Source organism: Amycolatopsis minnesotensis (genome assembly GCF_039529815.1).
In the GTDB taxonomy this organism is placed as follows: Bacteria; Actinomycetota; Actinomycetes; order Mycobacteriales; family Pseudonocardiaceae; genus Amycolatopsis; species Amycolatopsis minnesotensis.
Genome location: NZ_BAAANN010000035.1, coordinates 33,726 through 54,565 on the forward strand (window position 1 = coordinate 33,726; position 20,840 = coordinate 54,565).

The 20,840-nt window shown below is 65.6% G+C and carries 1 protein-coding gene (only partly in view); it reads right to left on the bottom strand.

Annotation, left to right across the window (positions count from 1 at the left end; all coding sequences use genetic code 11):
* Positions 1–20,816 carry part of the coding region annotated (locus ABD256_RS33955; protein WP_344428643.1) for a toxin glutamine deamidase domain-containing protein on the bottom strand (this coding region is incomplete at its 3' end). The annotated region extends 33,725 nt beyond the left edge of the window, so 20,816 of the 54,541 annotated nt are shown.
* Positions 20,817–20,840 lie beyond the last annotated feature (24 nt).

The following is a 20,840-nucleotide window of genomic DNA, read 5'->3' on the forward strand; positions in this document are numbered from 1 at the left end:
TCGTCTTCTGGTGAACGGCTGGCCCGCAGAGGTTCCGTGACCCCGTCAAACAAGGCCTGCTGCCAGGCAAGTGCATCCTTCGCGGCGTCGATGGCGTCTTCGCCGCGGATCGCGTGCAAGGCGATGCTGCCCGGCACGGCGAGCAAGGTCAGCTCCTCCCGCAGTTCGGCCAGCCCGTCGTCGTCGAGGCCGGACGGCCAGTGGGTCCCGTCCCACGCCACCGTCCCGGTGCTCGCCGGGAACCAGTTCTCGTCCGTGAGCCTGAGCTGGTCCACCGCGATCTCCAGGACCGCGTTCCGATCCTGCTCGGTCAAGCCGTCGAGCATCCTCCGGCCCCGCGCGAATTCGTCCTTCCAGTTCTCGCGGAACTGCTGGATCCGCGAGACGAGGTGCCGCTGCGCTGCGTCGTACCCGACCTTGCTGAGCCCCTCGTCCTTTTGCGTCAGGTCCACGTCCGGATCCTGCGGCACCTGTCCGTACTTCGTCCAGGTGAGCAGTTCCTGAGCGGCATGCAGCACGTCGGACAGCTTGTCCCGGAGTTCCGCTCGATTCCGGTTTCGCGCCAACTCTCCGGCGACGAGCGTGACGAGCTCGTCGATCACCTTCTCGTGCGACTCGCGGTCCGGCCCGACGCCCGGAGCCCATACCGGCTTCTGGTCCCACAGGAAGTTCTCCGCGGCCTGGCGCAACGCTGTCACCGCGCCCTCACCTCTCTGCCGCGCGATGCCCGCCAGAGACCTGCGCTGGTCACCAAAGCTCTGGACCGCCGTCGTGAACCGCTTGTGCACTTCCCCGATCCCGGTCTGGTGAAGATCCAGGAAATCGAGCCGCATCCGGGCGGCCAGCGCCTGGACCTCCTGCTCGGCGAGTAGCTGACCGGCGAGCAGTGTGATGAGGTGATTTCGCACCTCCAGGTCCAGCTGACCCATTATCCGGTCGATCAGCGCGATCCGATCGGAAGCCTCCGGCGTGTGCTCGCGGAAATGGTGGGACAGACGCTGCCGAAGCTCGTGCGCCGCACGTTCGCGTAGGGCTCTTACGGCGATCTCGCCTCCACTGATCGCCAGCGCCGCGAGCCGCCGCCGGGCACTGACGATCCGAAGCCCACCGTCCGCGTTGATCCAAGGTCCGGTGAACCGCGTCAGGTCCCGGGCACGGGCGGCGTTGATGAAGCCTTCGGCCGGGGAATCGAGGATGCCAGCGATGGCGGCTTCGCGAGCGACGGCTGCCGTTATGCCTTCCCAAAAGTCACGCTGCCTGCTGGCGAGCGGACCACGTCCGTGTTCGGGCAGCGGCTGCAGGCCCAGGATGGCTTTCGCCCGCCCGACCGCGTGCCCCACGCCGGGATCGCCGGAACGCAGGTACTCCCGGCCGCGAGCGATGTGTTCCTGCCAGCTTTCGAGGAATGCCTGCTCTTCCGCGGCGATCCCGGTGCCACGATCGTCGACCGCGACGACCTCGGAACCGGCGACGCTCGGAGACCCCATCGCGGTCAGAGCGGACGGTGAGTCGGGGATGTCGTCGGATCCGACGTCGGTCATCTCCTGATCGAGCGGTTCCTCTCCCGGTGCCGCCCTGTGCGGGGCGTCCAGCCCAGCGTCCGGCATCTCGACGTCACCGGATACGGGTGGATCGGCGGCTTCGTTGTCACGTCGGTGCTGCTCCGAGTCCAGACCGAAGAAGCCTTCATACGTGCCGCGCAGGTTTGCCGTGCGGTGGCCGAGCTCTCCCGCCACGGCGAGGGCCGCCTCTTGGACACCTTGCAGCGGCCGCGAAAACGGCGCGGTGAAGGTCGGGAAGAGGCTTTCCAGATCCTTGACGAACGCTGTGGTCGCCGCGCGCTCGGCAGCGTTGCCCACCGCCCAGAATCCGATGACCTCCGCCAGTTTCGTCGGTGCACCGAAGCCGACGTGACCCAGGATCCGCATCGCCGCGTTTCGCCACTCCCGCCGGTCCTCCTCGGTCGCCGACGCGATCGCGTCGTTGGCCCGTTCGAGGTCCAAGCGCAGGAACCTGGGGTCTCCACTCGGGTTTCCCGCCAGTTCGGCGAGCAGGAGAGCGGCGTCGTGCCCGCCCTGGTCGAGCTTGGCGGAGATCTCGCTCAGCTCCTGCTCGGTGGGACGGCCTTCATACTGCGGAGCGTCGGTCCCGGCGGCCATCCTGCCGACCGTCAAGGCGAGCATGCGCAGGCCCCTCCTGTGCGGTCCCGCCGTGAGTTCATTCGGCGGCCGGAGGAATTTGTATCCCTTCGTGAGCCAGGGATCCAGCTGCTCGGCGGTGGCCACGGACACCTCGTCGATGGCCCTGACGACCTTGCCCTGCAGACTCCGCGGGTCCTGCCCCGGCCCACGCCGGATCCGGGAGACGAGCCAACCCGCCATCAGCGCCGCCGAGCCGTCGATCCGCCGAAGCTCGCCGCCAAGTTTCCTGCGTCCATCGGCCCGCCACTCCAAACGGGTGTCCGGAGGCTGTTTCTCGCCCTCCGCGATGGTCTTCACCCTGCTCAAGGCCCGACTCCCGGAATACCAGCGCTGGCCGATCATCTGCGCGAAAACGTCGAGCACTTCGGTCTCGGCGGCGTGGCGAACGCTGGTGCCCAGGCTCAGCCGCAGCATTCCGGCTTCGCGCCATTCGTTCAGCCGCGCGTCGGCCGTGGCCCGCATCTCGGCCATGGCCCGCTGCGCCTCCGAGAACGTGGTCCACACGTTCTCGACGCGTCGCAGCCATTGGCCGTACCGCTCGTACAGCCCGCTCAAGACACTGGGGGATATCGGGCGGAACTTCCCCCGCAACTCCTCGGCGAGCGGCTCGATCGGATCCGCGCCCTCGGGCAGCCGCTCGTTCTCGTCGAGCGGGAGCGGGCTGCCGGGGTTCGCCGCGTTCTTTCGCTCCAGCCTGAGCTCGTTGACCAGCTCCACCGCCCACGACGGCCGCCAAGCGTCGACGTAGGCGACCAAGTTGGTCATGAGCTCGGCCAAGCGCTCCGCCTGGTCGTCCGCCGTTGTGTCCGGAAGGTCGAGCGCCGCGCCCGCTCGCGTCAGCCATCGGCGATCCCCGATCCTGTTGACCGCGCGCACCCTTTCGTCGTTCTCGGCGGCGAAAGCGCCTTGTTCGAGCAACCGCAGGTACTGCTCCCGCAGGCCACGGGCCAGCCGCGTCGCGCGGTCACCCTCCTCGGTCAGGCCTGCCCCGAAACCGGGGGCGGAACGCAGCTTCGACGCCTCGTACGCGACGAGATCGGTCATGGCTTCCCGCAGCGCGTCGGCACGCCTCCGCGCTTCACCGGTGAGCGCGGCCTCGGCGACGTCGAATCGCCGGTCCGCGTGCTCACGATCGAAGCGCGCTTCGGCCTCTTCGGAGAACTCGATTTGCTCGGTCGAGAAGGCCACCCCGTCGGTGTTGCCCGCCTGGTGCCGGATCACCTCGATGAAGTCAGCGCGCGGGTCCCTGTCCCCGCGAGAGGCATCGGGCAGGTCGAGCATCGACTGAGCGTCCGCGCGCCATCTCGCCGCCTCCTCGCGCAGAGCCTCGATCGCGTTGCGTCCGCGGGTCAGTTGCGCCCCCAGCCGGTTCGTCGAGGTCAGCGTTTCCAAGGACTTGTGCACGTCCGCGCGAGTCGGGTTCGGCCGGATCGGTGCGGCTTCCCGCAGCCACTCCAAGCTCCTCCAATTCCGCTCGAGGTTCTCGTTCGTTTCCGCGCTGGCTATCGGATCGGGCATGTCGTCGGCATCGAGCGGCAACGTGGCGAACCAGGTGCCGACGGCGAACCCGTGCATGAAGACGACATCGCGCACGATGTCTTCACCGAGGTCGGTCAAGCCGGTGCTGATGTCTTCGCCGAACACCGCATTACCGAATGCGAACCGTACACGCCGGTCCGCCAGTGGCAAGGTCCAAGCCCTCTCCCACAGGCGGCCGAGTTCGTCGCGGTGCTGGACGCGGGAGTCCTCGATCCGCTCGGCATCGTCCACTCCGAGTTCCCAGGCGGTGGCGGGACCGCCCGGGTGAGCGAAATCGATGTCCTCGTCGAGCACCATCCGCTCGACGAGCAGCAGTGCCCGCGCGGCTGCCTGATCTGCTCGCAGCGCCTCGAAATCCTCGCGCAACGCGCGCGCCAGTTCCCGAGCGTCCTCTTCGGACATCCCGGCGCGCAGCCTGGCACCGACGACAGCGGTGATGTCAGCGAGCACGGCACGCGCGATGTCGTCCTGATGCGTCGCCGGATGCACTTCCTCGACCAACTGTCGCGCCAGCCCGGTCTCGTCGGACTCCTGGCGCAGGAAGGCGGACCCGGCGAGCAGCGCCGCCTCGTGGTCCATCTCGATCATGTCGAACGCGTCCTCGACGCTGTTCCAAGCTGCGTCGCTCCCGTCACCCCACTTGCCGAGAGCCTCCTTGAAGGCCGTACCGAGCCGTGCCGCGGTCGACGGCCCGCTATCGGGGTGATCCGGCGCCCGGCCAAGCCGTCGGTCGAGCACGACGGCACGCGCGACCGCGTCGATCATCTGATCGAGGAGCACCACGGCGCGCCGCGCGACCTGGTGTGGCAGTTCCTCGCGGTCTTCATCGAGCCCCAATGCCTCCTCGGCGTCCTCCAGCAGGCTCGTTTCGACGTGGGTCGCGGGCAGTTGCGCCACCGTACGCAGCGTCGAAACCCACTGTGCGGACCGGGAGTAGTAACCAGTGACGCCGTCCTCGACCTCGGTGTAGGCACCACCCGGGAACACCGCGCGCATTTCAGCGAGCACCGGGTCGTTCCACACCGCGCGGAACGCCTCTACCGAACCGTCGCCACTAAGGCGATCACGGAGCCACCCGGACAGAGCAGCCGCGTGCGCGGCGAGTACCCGCTTGCCCAGCTCCGACGTACCCAACTCTGCGAGTGCGGCCTCGGCTGCCATCAGTGCGTGGCGCTTTGCATCTTCGTCCAGATCCGCCAGTACCTCGTCGGCTTCGTCGAACCGGTTTTCCCACCGCTGTTCGAGTGCCCTGACGGCGGCCATCCAGATCGGCGGGTCGTAGCGGGATCGCAACCGGCCGATATCGGTGCCGAGCCATGCCAAGAAGTTGAGCGCGTCCGGTGACGGATCGTTCCAGTTCAGGTCGCGAGATTTTCCGGCCACCGCGATCGCCGTGTCACGAGCGAGTGCCCGCTCCTGAGCGCCCTGCCGGTCAGCAGGGATGTACTGGATCAGCAAGCTCTCGATCAACGGATAGGCAGTGGGGAGAACGTCGGGACCATCCGAATCCCGGCGGAGTCCCTTCAGGTCGGCTTGCAAACCGGACAGTTCACGGAACTCGGCCACCGCGGTATCCGGTACCACGTGGACAGCACCATCCAGATTTGCTTCGAAGTTCGCACGCAGGTCCACGAGGCTCCGGGTGTTCCAGATCCGCGTGAATTCCTCTCGAGGGCTGATGGCGTCATCGGAAGGCCAGCCCTCCAACAGATCCCGATGAGCCTTGTACAGCTCGGCCGCCTGGCGCCGCAGCGGGTGGTCGGGAGCCAGGAACGGGGCGGGGTCGCCGAAGATCGCTGTGACAATCGACTCAGCGGACGGAGCCTCCACAGCACCGACATCGGACATGGCCGCGTCGAGCGCCTCGGTCGATTTCACGCCCCGATTGGCAGGTGGGCCGCGGAGGCGGAGGTGGCCGAGGACCGGGTCGCGGACGAACTCGTCATGGTTCGTGTCGAACAGCGGGGAACCTTCGTGGAGAACAGTGCCGGACCGGACAAAAACACCGCCCTTGGTCACGACCAGGTCACCATGCTGGTTCGTAGCGGGCATCTGCGTGGGAACGAAAACAGCACCCCGATGCCCCAGCGATCGCAGCGTACTGGTGAACGTACGCTCGTAGCCCGAGCCAAGAGGCGCGCAGGCGAACGAGATCAAGTCGCCCGAGGGATTCCATCCGCCGAGCCGCAAACTCACCCACACCCGTTTGGCCATCCGCACGGGATCACCGTTTCCTCGAGCCGGATCACCACCGGCGTGGAAGTCCACCAGCACGGTCCTTTCCGGCCATTCTCCGGTCAGCAACTCCGGTTTGCCCGTCTCCGGATCGATCCGCGCGTAATTCCGCGGCCCCTCTTCGCCGAACCGGGCGGCCATCAACCTTGCCACCGGCACATCCCGCCGTTTACTGGGGAACACTTTCATTTTCAGCGACCCGTCGGCATAGGTGAAGGGAACCTCCCGATCGACATGCCAACGAGGATCGACCACCCCCAAGACAATCCCCAGATCCTCCGCGTAGCCGAGCGCCGCACTCGCGGAATCCTTCGTGGCGACCAACGACACCACCGCCCGGCGAAGATCCTCGCTCACCACGCCCGGCAGGAAGACCGAATCCACCAACGCGTCCGCGAACACCCAGCGCGCGGAAGACGAATCAGCCCGCGGAAGCCGTGACGCCGCCTCCCGGATATCAGCCTCCGAACCCAGCCGGATCTCCCCCTCAGGCGCCAGAACCTCAACAGCGGCCCCCGGACGCGACCGCGCCTGCGGAAGCAGCACGCCCAGCCCACGCCCGACCCGCAACGCCAACCGCAACGCACGCCCCTCATCCCAGCCACTCCTCAACGCCTCGTCGACAGTCCCGACCACCTCGTCGAACAACCCCCGATCCCGCAGCAGATCCTCCCGCAGCACCGCACCCACGACACGTTCCGCCGCCGAAGGCTCACCCCGCACAACCGATTCGTCCGGCGACGGGAACAACTCGTCCAACTCCGCACGCACTTCCTCCGGGAACCGCTCACGGAGACCGGGAACACGCCGCAACGCCCCTGCTACGCCCTCCGGCTCACGAGCGGCGAGATTCCGCAACTCCGCCGTCAAGGCCTTGACCTCGTGGCCGGCAACCAGCAGCGCCCTCAGTGCCGCGTCAACACGGTCCCCGGCCCTGGTCTTGACCACAGCGGACTCTCGAGCCAGTGATCCCGTCTCCCGCCGTGCGTCCTCGACCGCGTCTTGCCAGGTCCGCTCGTCCCAACCGTCGGGGAACTCCTCACGACGACGGATCGGACCGGCCTGCGGCTCGGTCACCGCCACCACCGGAAGGTCCGCACCCGCCCCCTGACCTCGCCAGTACCGGGTGACTTCGGCCTTCACCGTGGCCAAGTCACCCTCGACCCGGAGGTGCTCGCTCCCGACACCGAAGCGAGCCAGCCAGTCATCCACGGTCAACGGCACCACCACACCCAGCTCGTCCATCCCGAACGCCAGGTCCAGAACGCGCAACTCCGGCTCGCCCCACGACCCGGCGACGTGGAAGGCCACCGCGGCGTGCGCGTCCAACCGCACCTCACCCGGCCGGGAAGCGGCAGCCGACGCGGCGTGGCCGGATCGGCCCATCAGCGGGTCATGACCACGGACCACGGAGATCTTGAACGGCTTCACTCCGAGCTGGCGCAGCTTCGCCGCCCACAGCCGCACGCGCACCTCGCTGCCCCCATCCGGGTAAGCACCCGGTACGAGTTGCTCACCCGACCGCGGATCGGCGTAGGTGGTTCGCACCAGCTCCACACCCAATCGGCGCGCCAGCCGCATCGTCACTGGAACATCACTGTTCAACGCGAACAGGTAGTCGACGAACCCCTCTTGTTCCGGGTACATGGCCCGTATCCGGTCGTAGAGTTTCGCCCCACCAGTCAGCCGGTGGTACTCCCGTTCCACCGCCCCCAGCACCATCGGATCACGATCCAGCCCCCGCAAAGCCGCCACCACGCCGTCGATGTCTCCCGCCGCCACAGCGGCACGCAACCACCGCGCCGTCCCCTCCGCCACATCGCCGAAGACGATCTTGGTAGGCGCGACCACCTCGCCCGCGATCTCGGCGGCCCGCTCACCAGCCCACCGAGGCAATCGTCCTTCCTCCGCGGCCAGCGCCGTCTCCACGAGTGCCAGCTTCTTGTCCTCGTCGTGACCGGCCGATCGCGCACGGGCCAGCGAGGTGAGCAGATCCCCGACATCAACCTCCCCCGCTCTCCGCAACAAGTACAACACCGACCAATAGCCGGAAAACTCCAGCAAGCTGAAACGATTCAGCACAGCCTCGATCATATGATTGGAAGGCGCGCTCCAGCCAGCTTTCGACAACCAGTCAAACGATTCCATCTGGAAATACAGATCAAGACTTGCAACACTAACAATCTTACCAGATTCAAAGCCAGAAGAGCGCAGATTTACCACCTTACGCATCAATCCCGAAGCAATTTCTTCCATTCTCAAAATGTACTTGACATCCTCGTAATGAATGACAGGTAATCCTTTTTCAGATATATCCGACACCAATGCGTCCATGATGCGCGGCGGATTTTCTTCTTTCTTTTCGAGGATCTTTCGCACCACTTCAGGCGAGACAGAATCCCAGAGCGCAATTTCGGCCTGTTCGACCGGGCGCATGACGCCCGCAGACCCAGATTCTCGCCGCTTGTATAACTGTCGATATTTGAGCATATCCCTGTCCATCCGAGTGACGGATGGCGCCGCGCGACCCGCGTCTCGGAAACTTTGTATCATCCTTTTGTAGATTCTGTTCACACTTTCCGATGGATGCGCCGATTTCATCTCCGCCCACAGCCGGAACACCTCCTCCACCCCCACCTCGTTCTCCGTCCTCCCGTGAACCCATCGCTCGTACACGGAAGCGTTACCGGCACGCGAGTCATACCATTTCAGAACAAGATCGATCATTCGCTCTGACGGAATCGGCGTACAGCCGCGGCGACCCAGCTCGGTGCGAATATTTGCCAACCCGGGCGAAGCCTCCGAATCCTGTTGCATTCTGTTACGTGAACGCACAATTTGTGCAGACATCCTTGATGGCATATCACCAAGATAACGCGGCGAGCCCTTGCTGTTTCTCGCAAGGACAGAGAAGATCCAACCTTTCGTTAAGTTCGCTCCAGACAGGCCCTCGGCATTCCGTAAAGACCTGAAAACCTTTTCAGGGGTGGGCTGCTCTATAGTGTTCCACGTCTCGATCACTCGCTCCTCGGACACCTCAACGACTCGGACACCACCTCGTCCGGTACGAGCACGGGACTTCGCTGCTTGCTCACCGAGCATCAAGTCCAGCAAGTCCACCACCATGGTGGCTTCCTCTTCGGCCAGCAGCCCCGTGCCGACGGCAGATCGCACAGCGTTCTTCACGTCGCCATCGGCTAAAGGGTTCCAGTTCCGCAACCCTTGGATCACCCGGTACAACGTCGGGAAATCAAGGGGCTCTGCCGAACCTGTCAGGATATGCAAAAGGTTCTCGTATCCCTCGTCCGGCTCCACGACGAATGCATCGAAGATGTCGAGTTCTGGCATCTCGGCTTCAGAATCACGATCGGCCATCTCGACATCACTACTATCGTCGGGGCCACGCCGCCGCAGCGGCCCGAAGACCTCCTCGTCGGCCGACCGCGGAGCGGACGATGGCATACCGTCGGAATCCGACTTCTCATCGATATCCATCCTGCCGTCATCGGTCGCCACTTCGATGGCGCGACCCAGATCCGTCTCATGAGTTTCACTGCGGATGACTTCCGTGTTGTCATCGAGGTAGAAGAGGATCCACCCTGCCGGATCGGGTTCGTGCCGGATCCGACCTTCCTGATCGAAACCGCTCCGAGTCGCCAGGACACGCCCGTCCGACACGGCCCAGTTGTTCGCCGGGACCAACACCGAATGGCCGGGAAAGCTCTCGAGCGCAGAATTGAACCAGCTCGTCTTGTCCACGCCGGGGATGGCAAGCACCAGTAGCTTCTCGCTACCGATCTTATGCGGCTGCTGCCGAATAATCGTCAGGAATTGTTCCCCCGGTACCGTTGAACCGTTCCGCAGCGCGACCCCGTTTCCGCCACTGTTCAAACTGGCGAAGACCATATCGGCGCCGGGGTAGTGCGGAACAGCCCTCGACAACTGCACGCCGCTGCTCGAAGGAACCGCAGGAGCCGGGAAGTACAACGCACCACCGGCCAGCGCCACGGTCTGCGCGCGGAACAAGACGTCGTTACCATCTTCGTCGGCCCAGGTCCACGTTCTGGTGAACAGCTGTACCACCAGTTCCTGGGCCTTCTCCCCGATCGGCAGCAAGCTCAGGAAATCCACCAGCGCCGGCAACCCGACATCACCCTGGCCAAGCGCCAACGGCAACGTCTCCAGCAGCTCATCCAGGCGCTGATCGATGGTCGGATCCTTCGCCGCGCGCATCATCGCCACGCTCACCTCGGCGTGCACCTGCCACATCCACGCGTCCAGACCACCTGCCCAGAAACGGAACTCGACCCGGTCCGCGTCGGTCCCGTGGACGTGCTGGTAATTCACCGCGTCGTACTTGTTGCGACTCAGCTTCCGCACATCGTCATAAGTCCGGACCTGCGACGGATGCGGAGGTACCGGGTTCGGTCCCACCAGTTTGATTCTGCGCTGGCCGCCACCTGGATAGTTGCCGAGCCGATACAGCACTGACTCGTACGCCTTGGTCAACCGCGCCAACCGCGCGTACTCACCAGGCGTGAGATTCGATCCGAGACTCACGTTGACGTGTCCGCCCACCTTGTCGGTGGTGCCGTCGGCATCCCGGCAGATGGCCAGCACGTCGTCCAGTTCCGCCCACTCTTCCGAATTCCGGCCCGGCTGCAAGATATGCGACACCAGTTCCAAGGCGAAGTCATACGCATCCTCCGAAACCAACGCCCACTTGCGCGCGGAGCGCGCTATGGCAATCGTCGGATCCGTACTATTCGGCAACCCCTCCGGCAGCCCGTGCTCCCATTCGATAATGTGACCGCCCGCAAGCAGTTCCCGACCCAGGAGGTCGGCTCGCCGGATGAACTTCCTGATCCCCGGAAGTGTGGCGACCGAGTCAGGAGTCGTCGGCTCCTCGTCCTCCCACTCCGCTAAATCCGACATAGAGTCAGAATCATCGATTAATTGAAGTTCGACCTCGAATCCCATTTTCACATCTTCGCGAGAACTTTCGCCATCAGGAATACCTTCCCGATAGAACCGTGGTTCACCAGCGGCTGCCGAGGCGTTGGCGATACCAGCGATCTGCTGCGCCCTGCGCGCCCGCACCTGGGCCAGCAACTCGCGTGCCTTTTCCAGTCGCTCCGAAAAAAGATCCAACGGCGAACTACCGAAATCGTTTCTGCGCACCGAATCCGACCACTGCGCGGTTCGCTGCCGCAAACCGGGGAACGCGTGCTCGGGCAAGGCTCGCGCATGTCGGCTCAACTGCGCGATCGTCCTCGCGAACTCCTCGGCGAGATGCTGCCGCTGTGCCGTGTCTCCGGCCGACAGGGCCGCCTGGCCGGTCGACGGCGCGCCACCGCGCCCGATAGGCCGGTACTTCACCGCGAGCATCCGGCTCGGCTCGACGCCGCCCAGGAGCAGGGCGAGTTCGGTGGCGTACCGCTTCAACTCGTCGATCGGTCGCAACGACGTCAGGTATTCGTCGGCCACGAGCCGGGAAACGACCTCGACGTGCTCGTCGAGCACGATGCCCTGGACGACTTCCTCGCGAGCACGCTCCACTTCGGCCAAGTAGCGCCTGGTCTCCTCCCGCCGCTCCCAGTCGCCAACGCCGTGCACCGAATCCAACCGGCCCGACTCGGCGATCACCTCGTTCGCTGACCTCAGCGGCTCCCGGCTAGCGCGTTTCGCCATCGAGTTGATTTCCGCGTGCACCTCTGCCCCGACGCGCAACGCCCCGACACCCCGAAGGACGCGTTTCATGCTGTCGACGGCCTCACCCTCGTCTTCGCCCGCCCGCCGCTTCACCTCGGCCGCCGACTCGACCACCACCCGGTACCGCGCCCCGTCGTCGGCCATCAACCGCTCGACGTCACCCCAGTGGGTAACGACGTCCTGCGCCCACTTGCCCAGCACGTCCCCTTCAGCCACCGCCGGCGGCACCGAACGAACCGGCTCGATGCCGGGCTTGCTGCCCACACCCGGATCACCCGGCAACACCGGCCCCCGCCGCGAACCGGCAACCGTGACCGGAATATCCTCACCCGGCTCCCGCCCCGACAACCGCTCCAACCGCTCCCGCATTTCGTCGAACCACTCGTCGCCGAACTCCGAATCCGACCGTTCGTCTTCCGACGGCGCGACCTTTTCCCCCTTGTCCAACCAGATCTGTGCCTCGACCGGTCCGGTCCCGTGTGTGAAGGTGACGTGGGTGCGCACGCCGATCTGGTGGAGTGTGGGGCGGTGGCTGCCTTCGGCTCCGGCGAGACCAACCCGGTGGTCGAGCCGCCGGATGAGCTCTCGCATGTGCTGTTCGACGGCTTCCGCTGCCTCGATAAGGCCGAGCCCGCGCAGTTCCATCCGCGGCGCGTACCCTTCGCGGTGCCAGTCGAGCAGGCGTTGAGCGATGCGGTTCAGCCGACTCTCGTCCTCGAGCCGTGTCAGGCCGGTCCGGCCTGCCTCGATCGTCGCGTCCGGCTCCAGCTTCGCCACGACGGCTTCGCGGGCCCAGCGGAGTTCCCGTTCGTACGCCGACTTCGCCAGCTCCCTGGCCTCGGCACGCTCCCTCAACGCCTCTTCGGCTTCCGACACCGCCCGTGCCGCCTCTGCGCCGTCCTCGGCGCGAACGCCCCGGCTGGTCAACACGTCGATGGCAACGGTATCGATCTCGTTGTGCGGGCGGGGCCGCGCCAGCAACTCGTTCAGTTCGGTCACCTGGTCCTGCCACCACTTGGCAGCGTCGCGGTGCCGCGCCGCTTCGACCCATGCCCGGTCCCGCTCGGCGAGGGTCTTGGTCGCCGCGACGAGCTCGGCCGGAATCCGGTCGTTGCGGTCGGTGCGCCGGATCAGCGCCGCGTTCTTGACCTCGAAATCGATCACGTCGAGCTGTTTGCCGATGAATCTCACGCGGGGCTTCCCCGATCGCAACGCGGCCACGGCCCTGCGTTTGGGGGTGTGTTTCGCGGCAGTCCCTGGCCGGAGCGCGGCCAGTGCGGCACGCATGCGGCGGAGTTCCGAGCTGCGCATGGCCACCAGCCGGAACTCGAAGTCTTCCAGCCAGGAGCTACTGAGCTTGGAGTCGTCCGGTGCGGTGCTCGGCCCAACCTGCGATCTGCTGAGCAGTTGGCTGGCCGCCGTGCTCTTGGTGGAGGATCCGCCTTCCAGGAGCGGTTGCACGGAGATCCCCAAAACGGGCACCCCGGGGGCCACGGGTCCCCAGCCTCCGGCCAGCTCGTGCTGGAACCGGGTTGACGCGGTCGTGACTTCCTGCGTCCTGGTGCTGGCCGACTCGTCGCCGAAAGTGAAGCGTTCGCTTGGCGCGCCCAGCCGCGCGGAAGCACCAGGCCGAGCGTGCAGCACCAGTGTGACATCCCGCTTGGCTTTCACCGGTAACAACAAGCCCCGTTTCAGCGCGGCGAGTAGCCCGTTCTTCGTCAGGCGACGCGAGAAGAGTGCGCGCAGCTCCCTGCGGACCTGTTTCGACACGGTGCCGCCTTTTTTGGCGATCATCTGCGCGGCGATGCCCACCAAACGGTCCATCGGTAAGTAAACGTCCTCCACGAAGGACATTTCCGGATTCGGAATGCCGAGGTACCCCGGCTCGTCGTGCCACTGTCGAAGGCTCTCGGGGGACACCTGCACCCGTCGCATCGTGGGTTTGCCCACAATGCCGAGTTGATCGGCGGGGATTCCCGACGACAGCCCGTCCTCAAGCGCCCGAGACAGAGCGATCGTCCGGTCGAGCTGGACCGCGGCGAACACCTTGCCGTCGCGCTGGACGGAAATCTCGAACCGGAAAAGGGACGAAACCTGTTCCGCCGAGCCGGACATCGTCATGGTCTGTCCGCCCGACGTCTCGGTCTTGTCCTTGACACCCTTCGTCTTGGTCCCGAAGGCCTGCTCGCCGAGGACGCTGACGCCTGCGACTGCGTTACCCGGAGTAGCGAGGCTGGGGTCCTCGCCGGTCATCGACGCGAACATGAGGACTGCCTGGGCCGTCTTGAGATACGACCCCTTCAGCGTCCGTTCTTTGCTGTCGAAGTCGCGCAGCGTGTTGGCGAAGGTCAAGCCGTCGGGCAGGGGGACGGGAACGCCCACCTGTCCTTTCGGCCGAGCCTGGACGTGTAGCTCGTACGTCTGCCGGAATGCCCTGTTTTCCAACGACAACGAGGTGTCCACGCTACTGCTGCCCGCGTCGCCGAGGTGGTTCCGCATGGTGCGCAGAAAACGCATCGCTTCGGCGTAGTTGCCCGCCCCTTTGGTCGGCGACGGTTCGAAGATTTGGTTGGCGACCTCCGGGCCGATGTCCGGGTGGTCGACCAGCTTTTGGTGGAGAGCCGGAATGGCTTCCGTCAGGTCGATCGAGGTGTCCAGGTGGTTCAGCCCCTGCCGCCACGGTGCTTGTTCGGCCAGCTCGAGCGACGGCTGCGCTGATTCGGTGCCCTCATTTACCGCAGCGCTCTCGTTCACCGCCTTGATATCGGCATCGGTCAACCACGCGTAGACGTAGTCTTCCCTTTCCTCGGCCACGCGGGTGATGTGATCCCGCGGCCGGGAGCCGGGTCCATCGGACAGGAGCTTCCACGCGGGCGGCGACTCCCGGGTCAACGTGCGCCGCCCGGCCTTGCCGTAGGGTCGGCCTTCCACCACCACGCGCCGCCGCAGTTTCACCCTCGCCAGCGTCCGGCGTTTCCCGGCAGACGTGCGGGTCGTGGTTTCGCTGGCCTCCACGCGCCTGCCGTTCACGTCCGTGATCTGGGTAGTGATCAGACCGGCACCGACCATGCTGAAAACACGGATCCCGTAGTGCTTCATGCCCGGGAGCACGAACACCTCGAACTCGCTCGGAACGATCGCCCAGGTCCGCCCATCGCCGGCCTCGACGAACGTGGTACCGGTCACCTCGTCGGCGGTATCCGACCAGGTACTGATGGGCAGTGGGTCCACCTCGATGACCTCGGTGGACGTTCCCACCTCTATCCGCTGCCCGGAGCTGGGTGTGGCTTCCGGCGGAGAAGCGTTGAACCCGTGGTGCTGGGGATAGTCGGACTCGGCGGGGAACGCCTCCTCGATCCGGGCGTGCTGGCTCCCGTCGAGCGGACCCCAGGAGACCTCCCTGACCAGTTCCTTGGTCCGCGCCACCAGGTGCGTGTCATCGACCTTGCCCGCGATCTTCACGTTGTTCAGCCGGGGGCCCTGGACGAGGTGGTTGATCGCGGCCTCGTCGAGCCGGGTCCAGGCGCTGTCCTCCCCCTCTCGTGGTGGGCCTCCGGGGATCAGCCTGTCGAGGTCGGAAACCAGGGTGGTGAAGCCGACCTTGACCGAGGCCCCCTCGGGGGAACCATCGCCGACGGCCACCCGCTGTTGTTCTTCGGGCTGCTGAGGCCCCAGCAGTGTCGTGAGGGCGGGCTTGGCCGTGGTCCATTGCACGGCCTCGACGCGGTAGCGCACCGTTCCGGAGTATTCGCGGTACGCCGCGTTCTTCAGTGTGCCGTCCGGACCCGGGAGCCCCGTGGCCTCCGTGCCCCCCGTCTTGGCCGATCTGCCGATGGTGGTCGAACGGCGGGTGGCTCTCGTAGCCAGGGCGTGCCACTCGGCGAAACCGCCCTCGGGATAAGCACGGGCCACGACACCCAAGCTGGTGGAGAACTCCTTTTCCCGGGTGGCTTCGGACCCGATCTCGGTCGAGTGGGTGGTTCCCGAGCCGGGCTCGCCTTCCAGCCGATCACCGGCGATGGCGGTCTCGACTTCGCGGGTCACCGTGACCCGCAGGTGGTGGGTGTGCAGCTTTCCCTCGTGGCTGAAGTCCAGGGTCACCGGGCCGGGGCCGAGTTGATCGTCCCCCACCTGTTCGCGCAGTTCGCTGATCTTGGCGGCCTGCTCCGCCAGTTTGCGGGTGAGGCGCCCGGTGAACGCCGCGGTGTCGTCGAGGTCGACGGGGGAGTCGGAGCCGCCCCACTTCCAACGCTCGCCCACCCGGCTCTTCCGCAGGGCACCGATGATCAGCTTCGCCACCTCCGTGCCCGCGCCGCTGTGCTGGAGCGTCGCGCGGTCCAGCACAGCGGGCGGGGGCGACCGCTCTTCGGCAGGCGACTGCTCCTGGCTGTCGGTGTCCGGGTGGATCCCGGCCGCCCGCGCGTCCGCAGCGGTGGCCACGCGGTAGGCGGTGAGGCCCTCGCGGAAGATGGTCGACGGTTTGCCCACCTCGCGGAATTCCAGGTCGTACTTGACGGCGTAGACGCTGACCTTCTCCTTGGTCACCGTCGAGTTCTGGTCCGTGTCCCGTGCCGAGGACGTCCGCTCGTGGGTGTTCGCTCCTTCGACCCCCGCCAAGGGTCCGGCGGCCGGCCTGATCACACCGCCTTCCAGCACAGGCCCGGTCGTGCCGTCGAAGCCCTTGTGGTGGCTGGTGCTCATCGTGTTCGTGACATCGGTGTCGCGAGCCGCCACCCGCCGCACCCGCACGTCGTCGACGTCCCGCAGATGCTGGGTTTCACGGACGACGACCCGCCTCTGCAACCGCACCCGCCTCGCGCGCTGTCCCTTCAGCCACTTGGCGGGTTCGTCCAGCCCCACGTCCTGCCAGCCGCCCACCCCGTCCTTCTTCTGCTGCGGCGTGATCTCCATCGACGACAGGTTCTTCGCTATGTCGTCCTCGCTGACGAACTGGCGCAGGTCGTCCAGCGCGGCCTGACCGGGGCGGAACATGCCCTTCGGCAACCTGGCCGTGAGCTTGTGGACGATCCCCCGCTCCCGCAGCGGTTTCCCCTTGTAGGTCGCCTCCGCCTCCGGATGCACCTTCGCGTCCAGCACCGCGGCGTGCGGAAGGTGTGGACCGGCGGGGCGCCAGCCGTCCCGTTTCGGCGTGGGAAGGTCCGTCGGCACGGTCATCGGCGCCCGCAGGTACGGCCCCACCATCCGCTCGCGCACGAGCGCGTTGGCCCTGGCGTCGAACAAGGACGCCACCACCCGGAACGGCACCTGGGCCTCCCGCGCGCGCGTGGGTACCTCGAACTCGAGGGAGCGGGCGGAGTCCCGCGTCACCTTCTCGTCTCGCGTCGTACTCGGCCGGGTGAGGGTGACTTTGCCCTTGAAGCTGCCGAACCAGCCGATGCCCGCGGTGCCCAGCATGATCAGGAACGTCTCCGCGCGGTTGCGGTGGTGCGTCCTGCTCAACTCGGATTTGCCCACCGCCTCCCGGGCGGCCGACATCTTCCCCGCGGACTCGACACCCTCGGCCTTGCGCGGATCGAATTCCGTCCGCAGCAGGAATTCGAAGCGCCGACCGTCAGCAGTGACTTGGAACCACTTGCCCGAACCGTCCTGCAGGCTTTCCGGCTTGTTCGTCAAGGTGTCCTGAATCTCTTCAAGACCGGTTACGTCCTTGGGCTCAACAGAGCGCTGAAGATGGAGCTCCAGATACTCCATTAGACCGTCGATCACGGAGCTGACGTTTTCCACCGGCCCATTCGTCTTCGCACCCCCCAGCGTCTCGGCCGGCCGGAAGGTCCGCCCGAGATCGCGAGGCTTCTCCGCCACGGCTGGAGCGGAGTCGGCGGCAACGTCGCTGGCCGGTGCCTCCTCGCCTGGTTCCGGCTCCTCTTGGATCGTTGACAACCGCTTCGCGGATGGCCCATAACCGGAAGGATCGTCGTCCTCGATCGGGCGAGCCGGATTTCCGATCCGGGTGGCCAACAGCAGTGCGCCTTCGACCTCCTGGCCTTTGTCCAGCAGGGACATCAGGACGGTTCGCAACTCGTCGGGCGCGACCCCGGTTATCGGGCGGGTCCGGCGGGACGAGCGGCCTCCGCCGGCCATCAGCTCGTTCGCCTGCCGGGCCAATTCGTCACGACGATCCGAGTCAAACCTCGGTTCGTTCTCGATCAGGTACTTCCGCGCCTCGCCCACCAGCCTGAACCAAGCCCACTCGTCGAGCCCGGTAGCGATCCGGCCGGCGAGCTCCGCGACCTCGTGCACCTTCTCGGACAGCGGTAAACCGGGCTCCAGCTGGTGGTACTGGTGCAACACCAGCGCGAGAACATCACGCGCCGACTCCTGCGTGAGATCGGAGTCGATCAAGGACGCGAATGGGGAAACGGCGTCTCGCAGTTCGGTGACGTACTCGGTGTCTTCCATCGAGTCGAGGGCCTTGGCTGCCGCATCTCCCGAAATGTCGAGCCGATGCGGATTCCACTCCCGGGCCATACTGCCCCGATCGAACGCTATCTCATCGGCCACCCGCAACGCGGTCGCCGTTCCCACAACACGCACGGCATCGCCGATCACCCCCCGGATCGCTTCGGCCAGGCCGGGGTGGAGCTGCCGATCGGCATCACTGACCAGGCCACCGTCGAACGCGGCAGCGATCACCTCGTCCGCCTTCGCCCCTTCGGCCTCCGACAGGTCCGCCACCGCACGAGCCACTCCGAACAGCCGATCCAATGACCACGCCTGCCTCGATTCCGGCGTGTCGTTCCCTTCCGCGACCGGCCGGACGTTCGCGAGCCCCGGTTCATTCCCCACCGCCCCGCTGCCGCGCAACCGGCCACGCCTCAGATCCGCGAAAGCCTCCGCACCCGACGGCCCCGCCACCGGCTCATCCGACTCGCTCAGATCCTGGTCTTCGTGCGGACCGACCTGCCCCGAAGCCGACACAGCCCCCTCTCGTTTCTCCACGGCCTCACGCAGCATGCGATGCAAATAACTTTCTGCGCCCAGCGCGTCTTCATTCCGCACGTCACCTGTCTTCAAGAACTCCGCAAAACCTTCAGGACCTTCAAGAACCGGGATTCGCCCCTCAGCAAAAACAGCGGACACGTACTCATCCGCACGCGCCACCACCACATCATCGAGCTCAAACGGGACCAGAACGCCGGAACGAGTAAAACCAAATTCCGACATGAGCTCATACAGCACCTTAACCCAAAAATTATTGTCACCACGTAGATTATTCCGCCTCAAGTGCACCACAAGACCATTATCTGTAGGCGTCCGCCTCTTAGCACGGGCTTCAGACAAATACTCACGCACGTAGCTCTTCAATACCTCATGAGGAACAGACCGGGCCCGAATGCCGGGACGAGTAAAACCAAATTCCGGCATGAGCTCATACAGCACCGTGCGCCAAAGAGTATTGGCATTGGCAATAGTTAACTTCTTCCGACCCCTCAAGAACGCCGTAAGACCGTTAGTACCTCTATAATTAGGCGCCCACCCCTTGACACGAGCTTCAGACAAATACTCACGCACGTGGTTCTTCAGTGTCTCATTGTCGTTATCGCGCGTGGCTTGCCCTCGATCGGTGTCATGAGGACCGTGCGCCTCGGGTTCGGAGCCCAGCGGATCATCCGGGTCGGTAGCGCCCGGCTGGCCCGGTGGGGTGGGTGACTCCGGACTCGCCGATCTGCCAGCCGGATCGTTCGGCGATATCGACTCTGGCCCTGGTTGCGGTTCCGGTATCGTCGCCAGCCGCGAGTCGCCGAGCCCTCCCACCATGCTCGTGTATTCGTCGTTGGCGGGATCGCTTTCAGGAACTCCCGGCAACGAATCCAGACCCAACACCCGGTCACCGAGGTTCACGTCGATGCGCTGCCCCCGAGCGTTGAACGGGAGCACCGAATAGTCGAACCGAGGGTCCTGCCAAGACTCCGCCAACTCCTCGTGCCGAACCGTCGTCCCGGCTAACACCACGTCCGTCTCGTCGTTCACCAGCCATACCCGGCCGGGGCCAGCGCCCGTTCCAAGCTTCGGTTGCGCCACCACCAGCACTCCGGCCAGTGCGGGTCCGCTTTGGCGTGCGATGTGGCTCAGCGTGTCCATCACGTCCCCCGTGATCGGCTGTGCCACATCGGGCCACAACTCCCTGGCGGACTTCGCGTCCCCCAGAAGGTCGACCACCGATCCCCACACCTCGCCACCCCCGGCGAACTGGCGCCACACGAAATCCATCACCAGCGCGTCCACCACCGCGGGCCGATCATCCCGCTCAACCCCACCAAGCCGGGGCTCCGGCATCATCCACAACGACTCCACCAACTGCACCTGCCGCTCGAACACCCTGCGCGCCAACGGCGACAACCCATCCAAGAACGCCTGCACCTCGGCACGCACACCACCACGCGCCGCCAAGAACTCCCTCCCCAGCGACACCTGATCCACATTCCCCACCGCACCAGCCTCGATCAAACCACCCGAATACGCCGCCACCTGCTCATCACTCAAATGCGGGAACATCGCACGCATACCCGCAACCCAACTCTCCACCAAAACCCGCTGCCACTGCTCACCCGGCAAAAACACCCGAGACACCCCACGCTTCAACGCATCCGCCGGCACCTTCCCCCCGGTATCCACCACACCCTGCTCAACCCGCACCGAATCCACCTTCGCCAACAACGTCGCATAACCACCAACACCAGGCGAAACCCCCGACAACCCAGCAGGAACAAAATTCACCAACTCGTGCCACACCACATCCGAAACCGGAGCATGCACCGGACGACTGAACACACCCAACACCAACTCGACGTTGTCGACCGCGTCCTCGTCGGACTGGTCGAGCACCATCTCGTCCACGGCACCCAGCACCTGGCCGCCGAGGTCGACTTCGAGCGGGTTGCCTTGCGCGTCGAATGGGAGCACGGAATAGTCGAATCGGGGATCCCGCCATGAACTCGCGAGTTCGTTCTGCCACTCGTTCTCCCCGATCAGGAACAAGTCCGTCTCGTCGTTCACCAGCCAGACCCGACCCGAACCAGCGCCCGTCCCCGTCTTCGGTTGCGCCACCACCAGCACTCCGGCCAGTGCGGGTCCGCTTTGGCGTGCGATGTGGCTCAGCGTGTCCATCACGTCCCCCGTGATCGGCTGTGC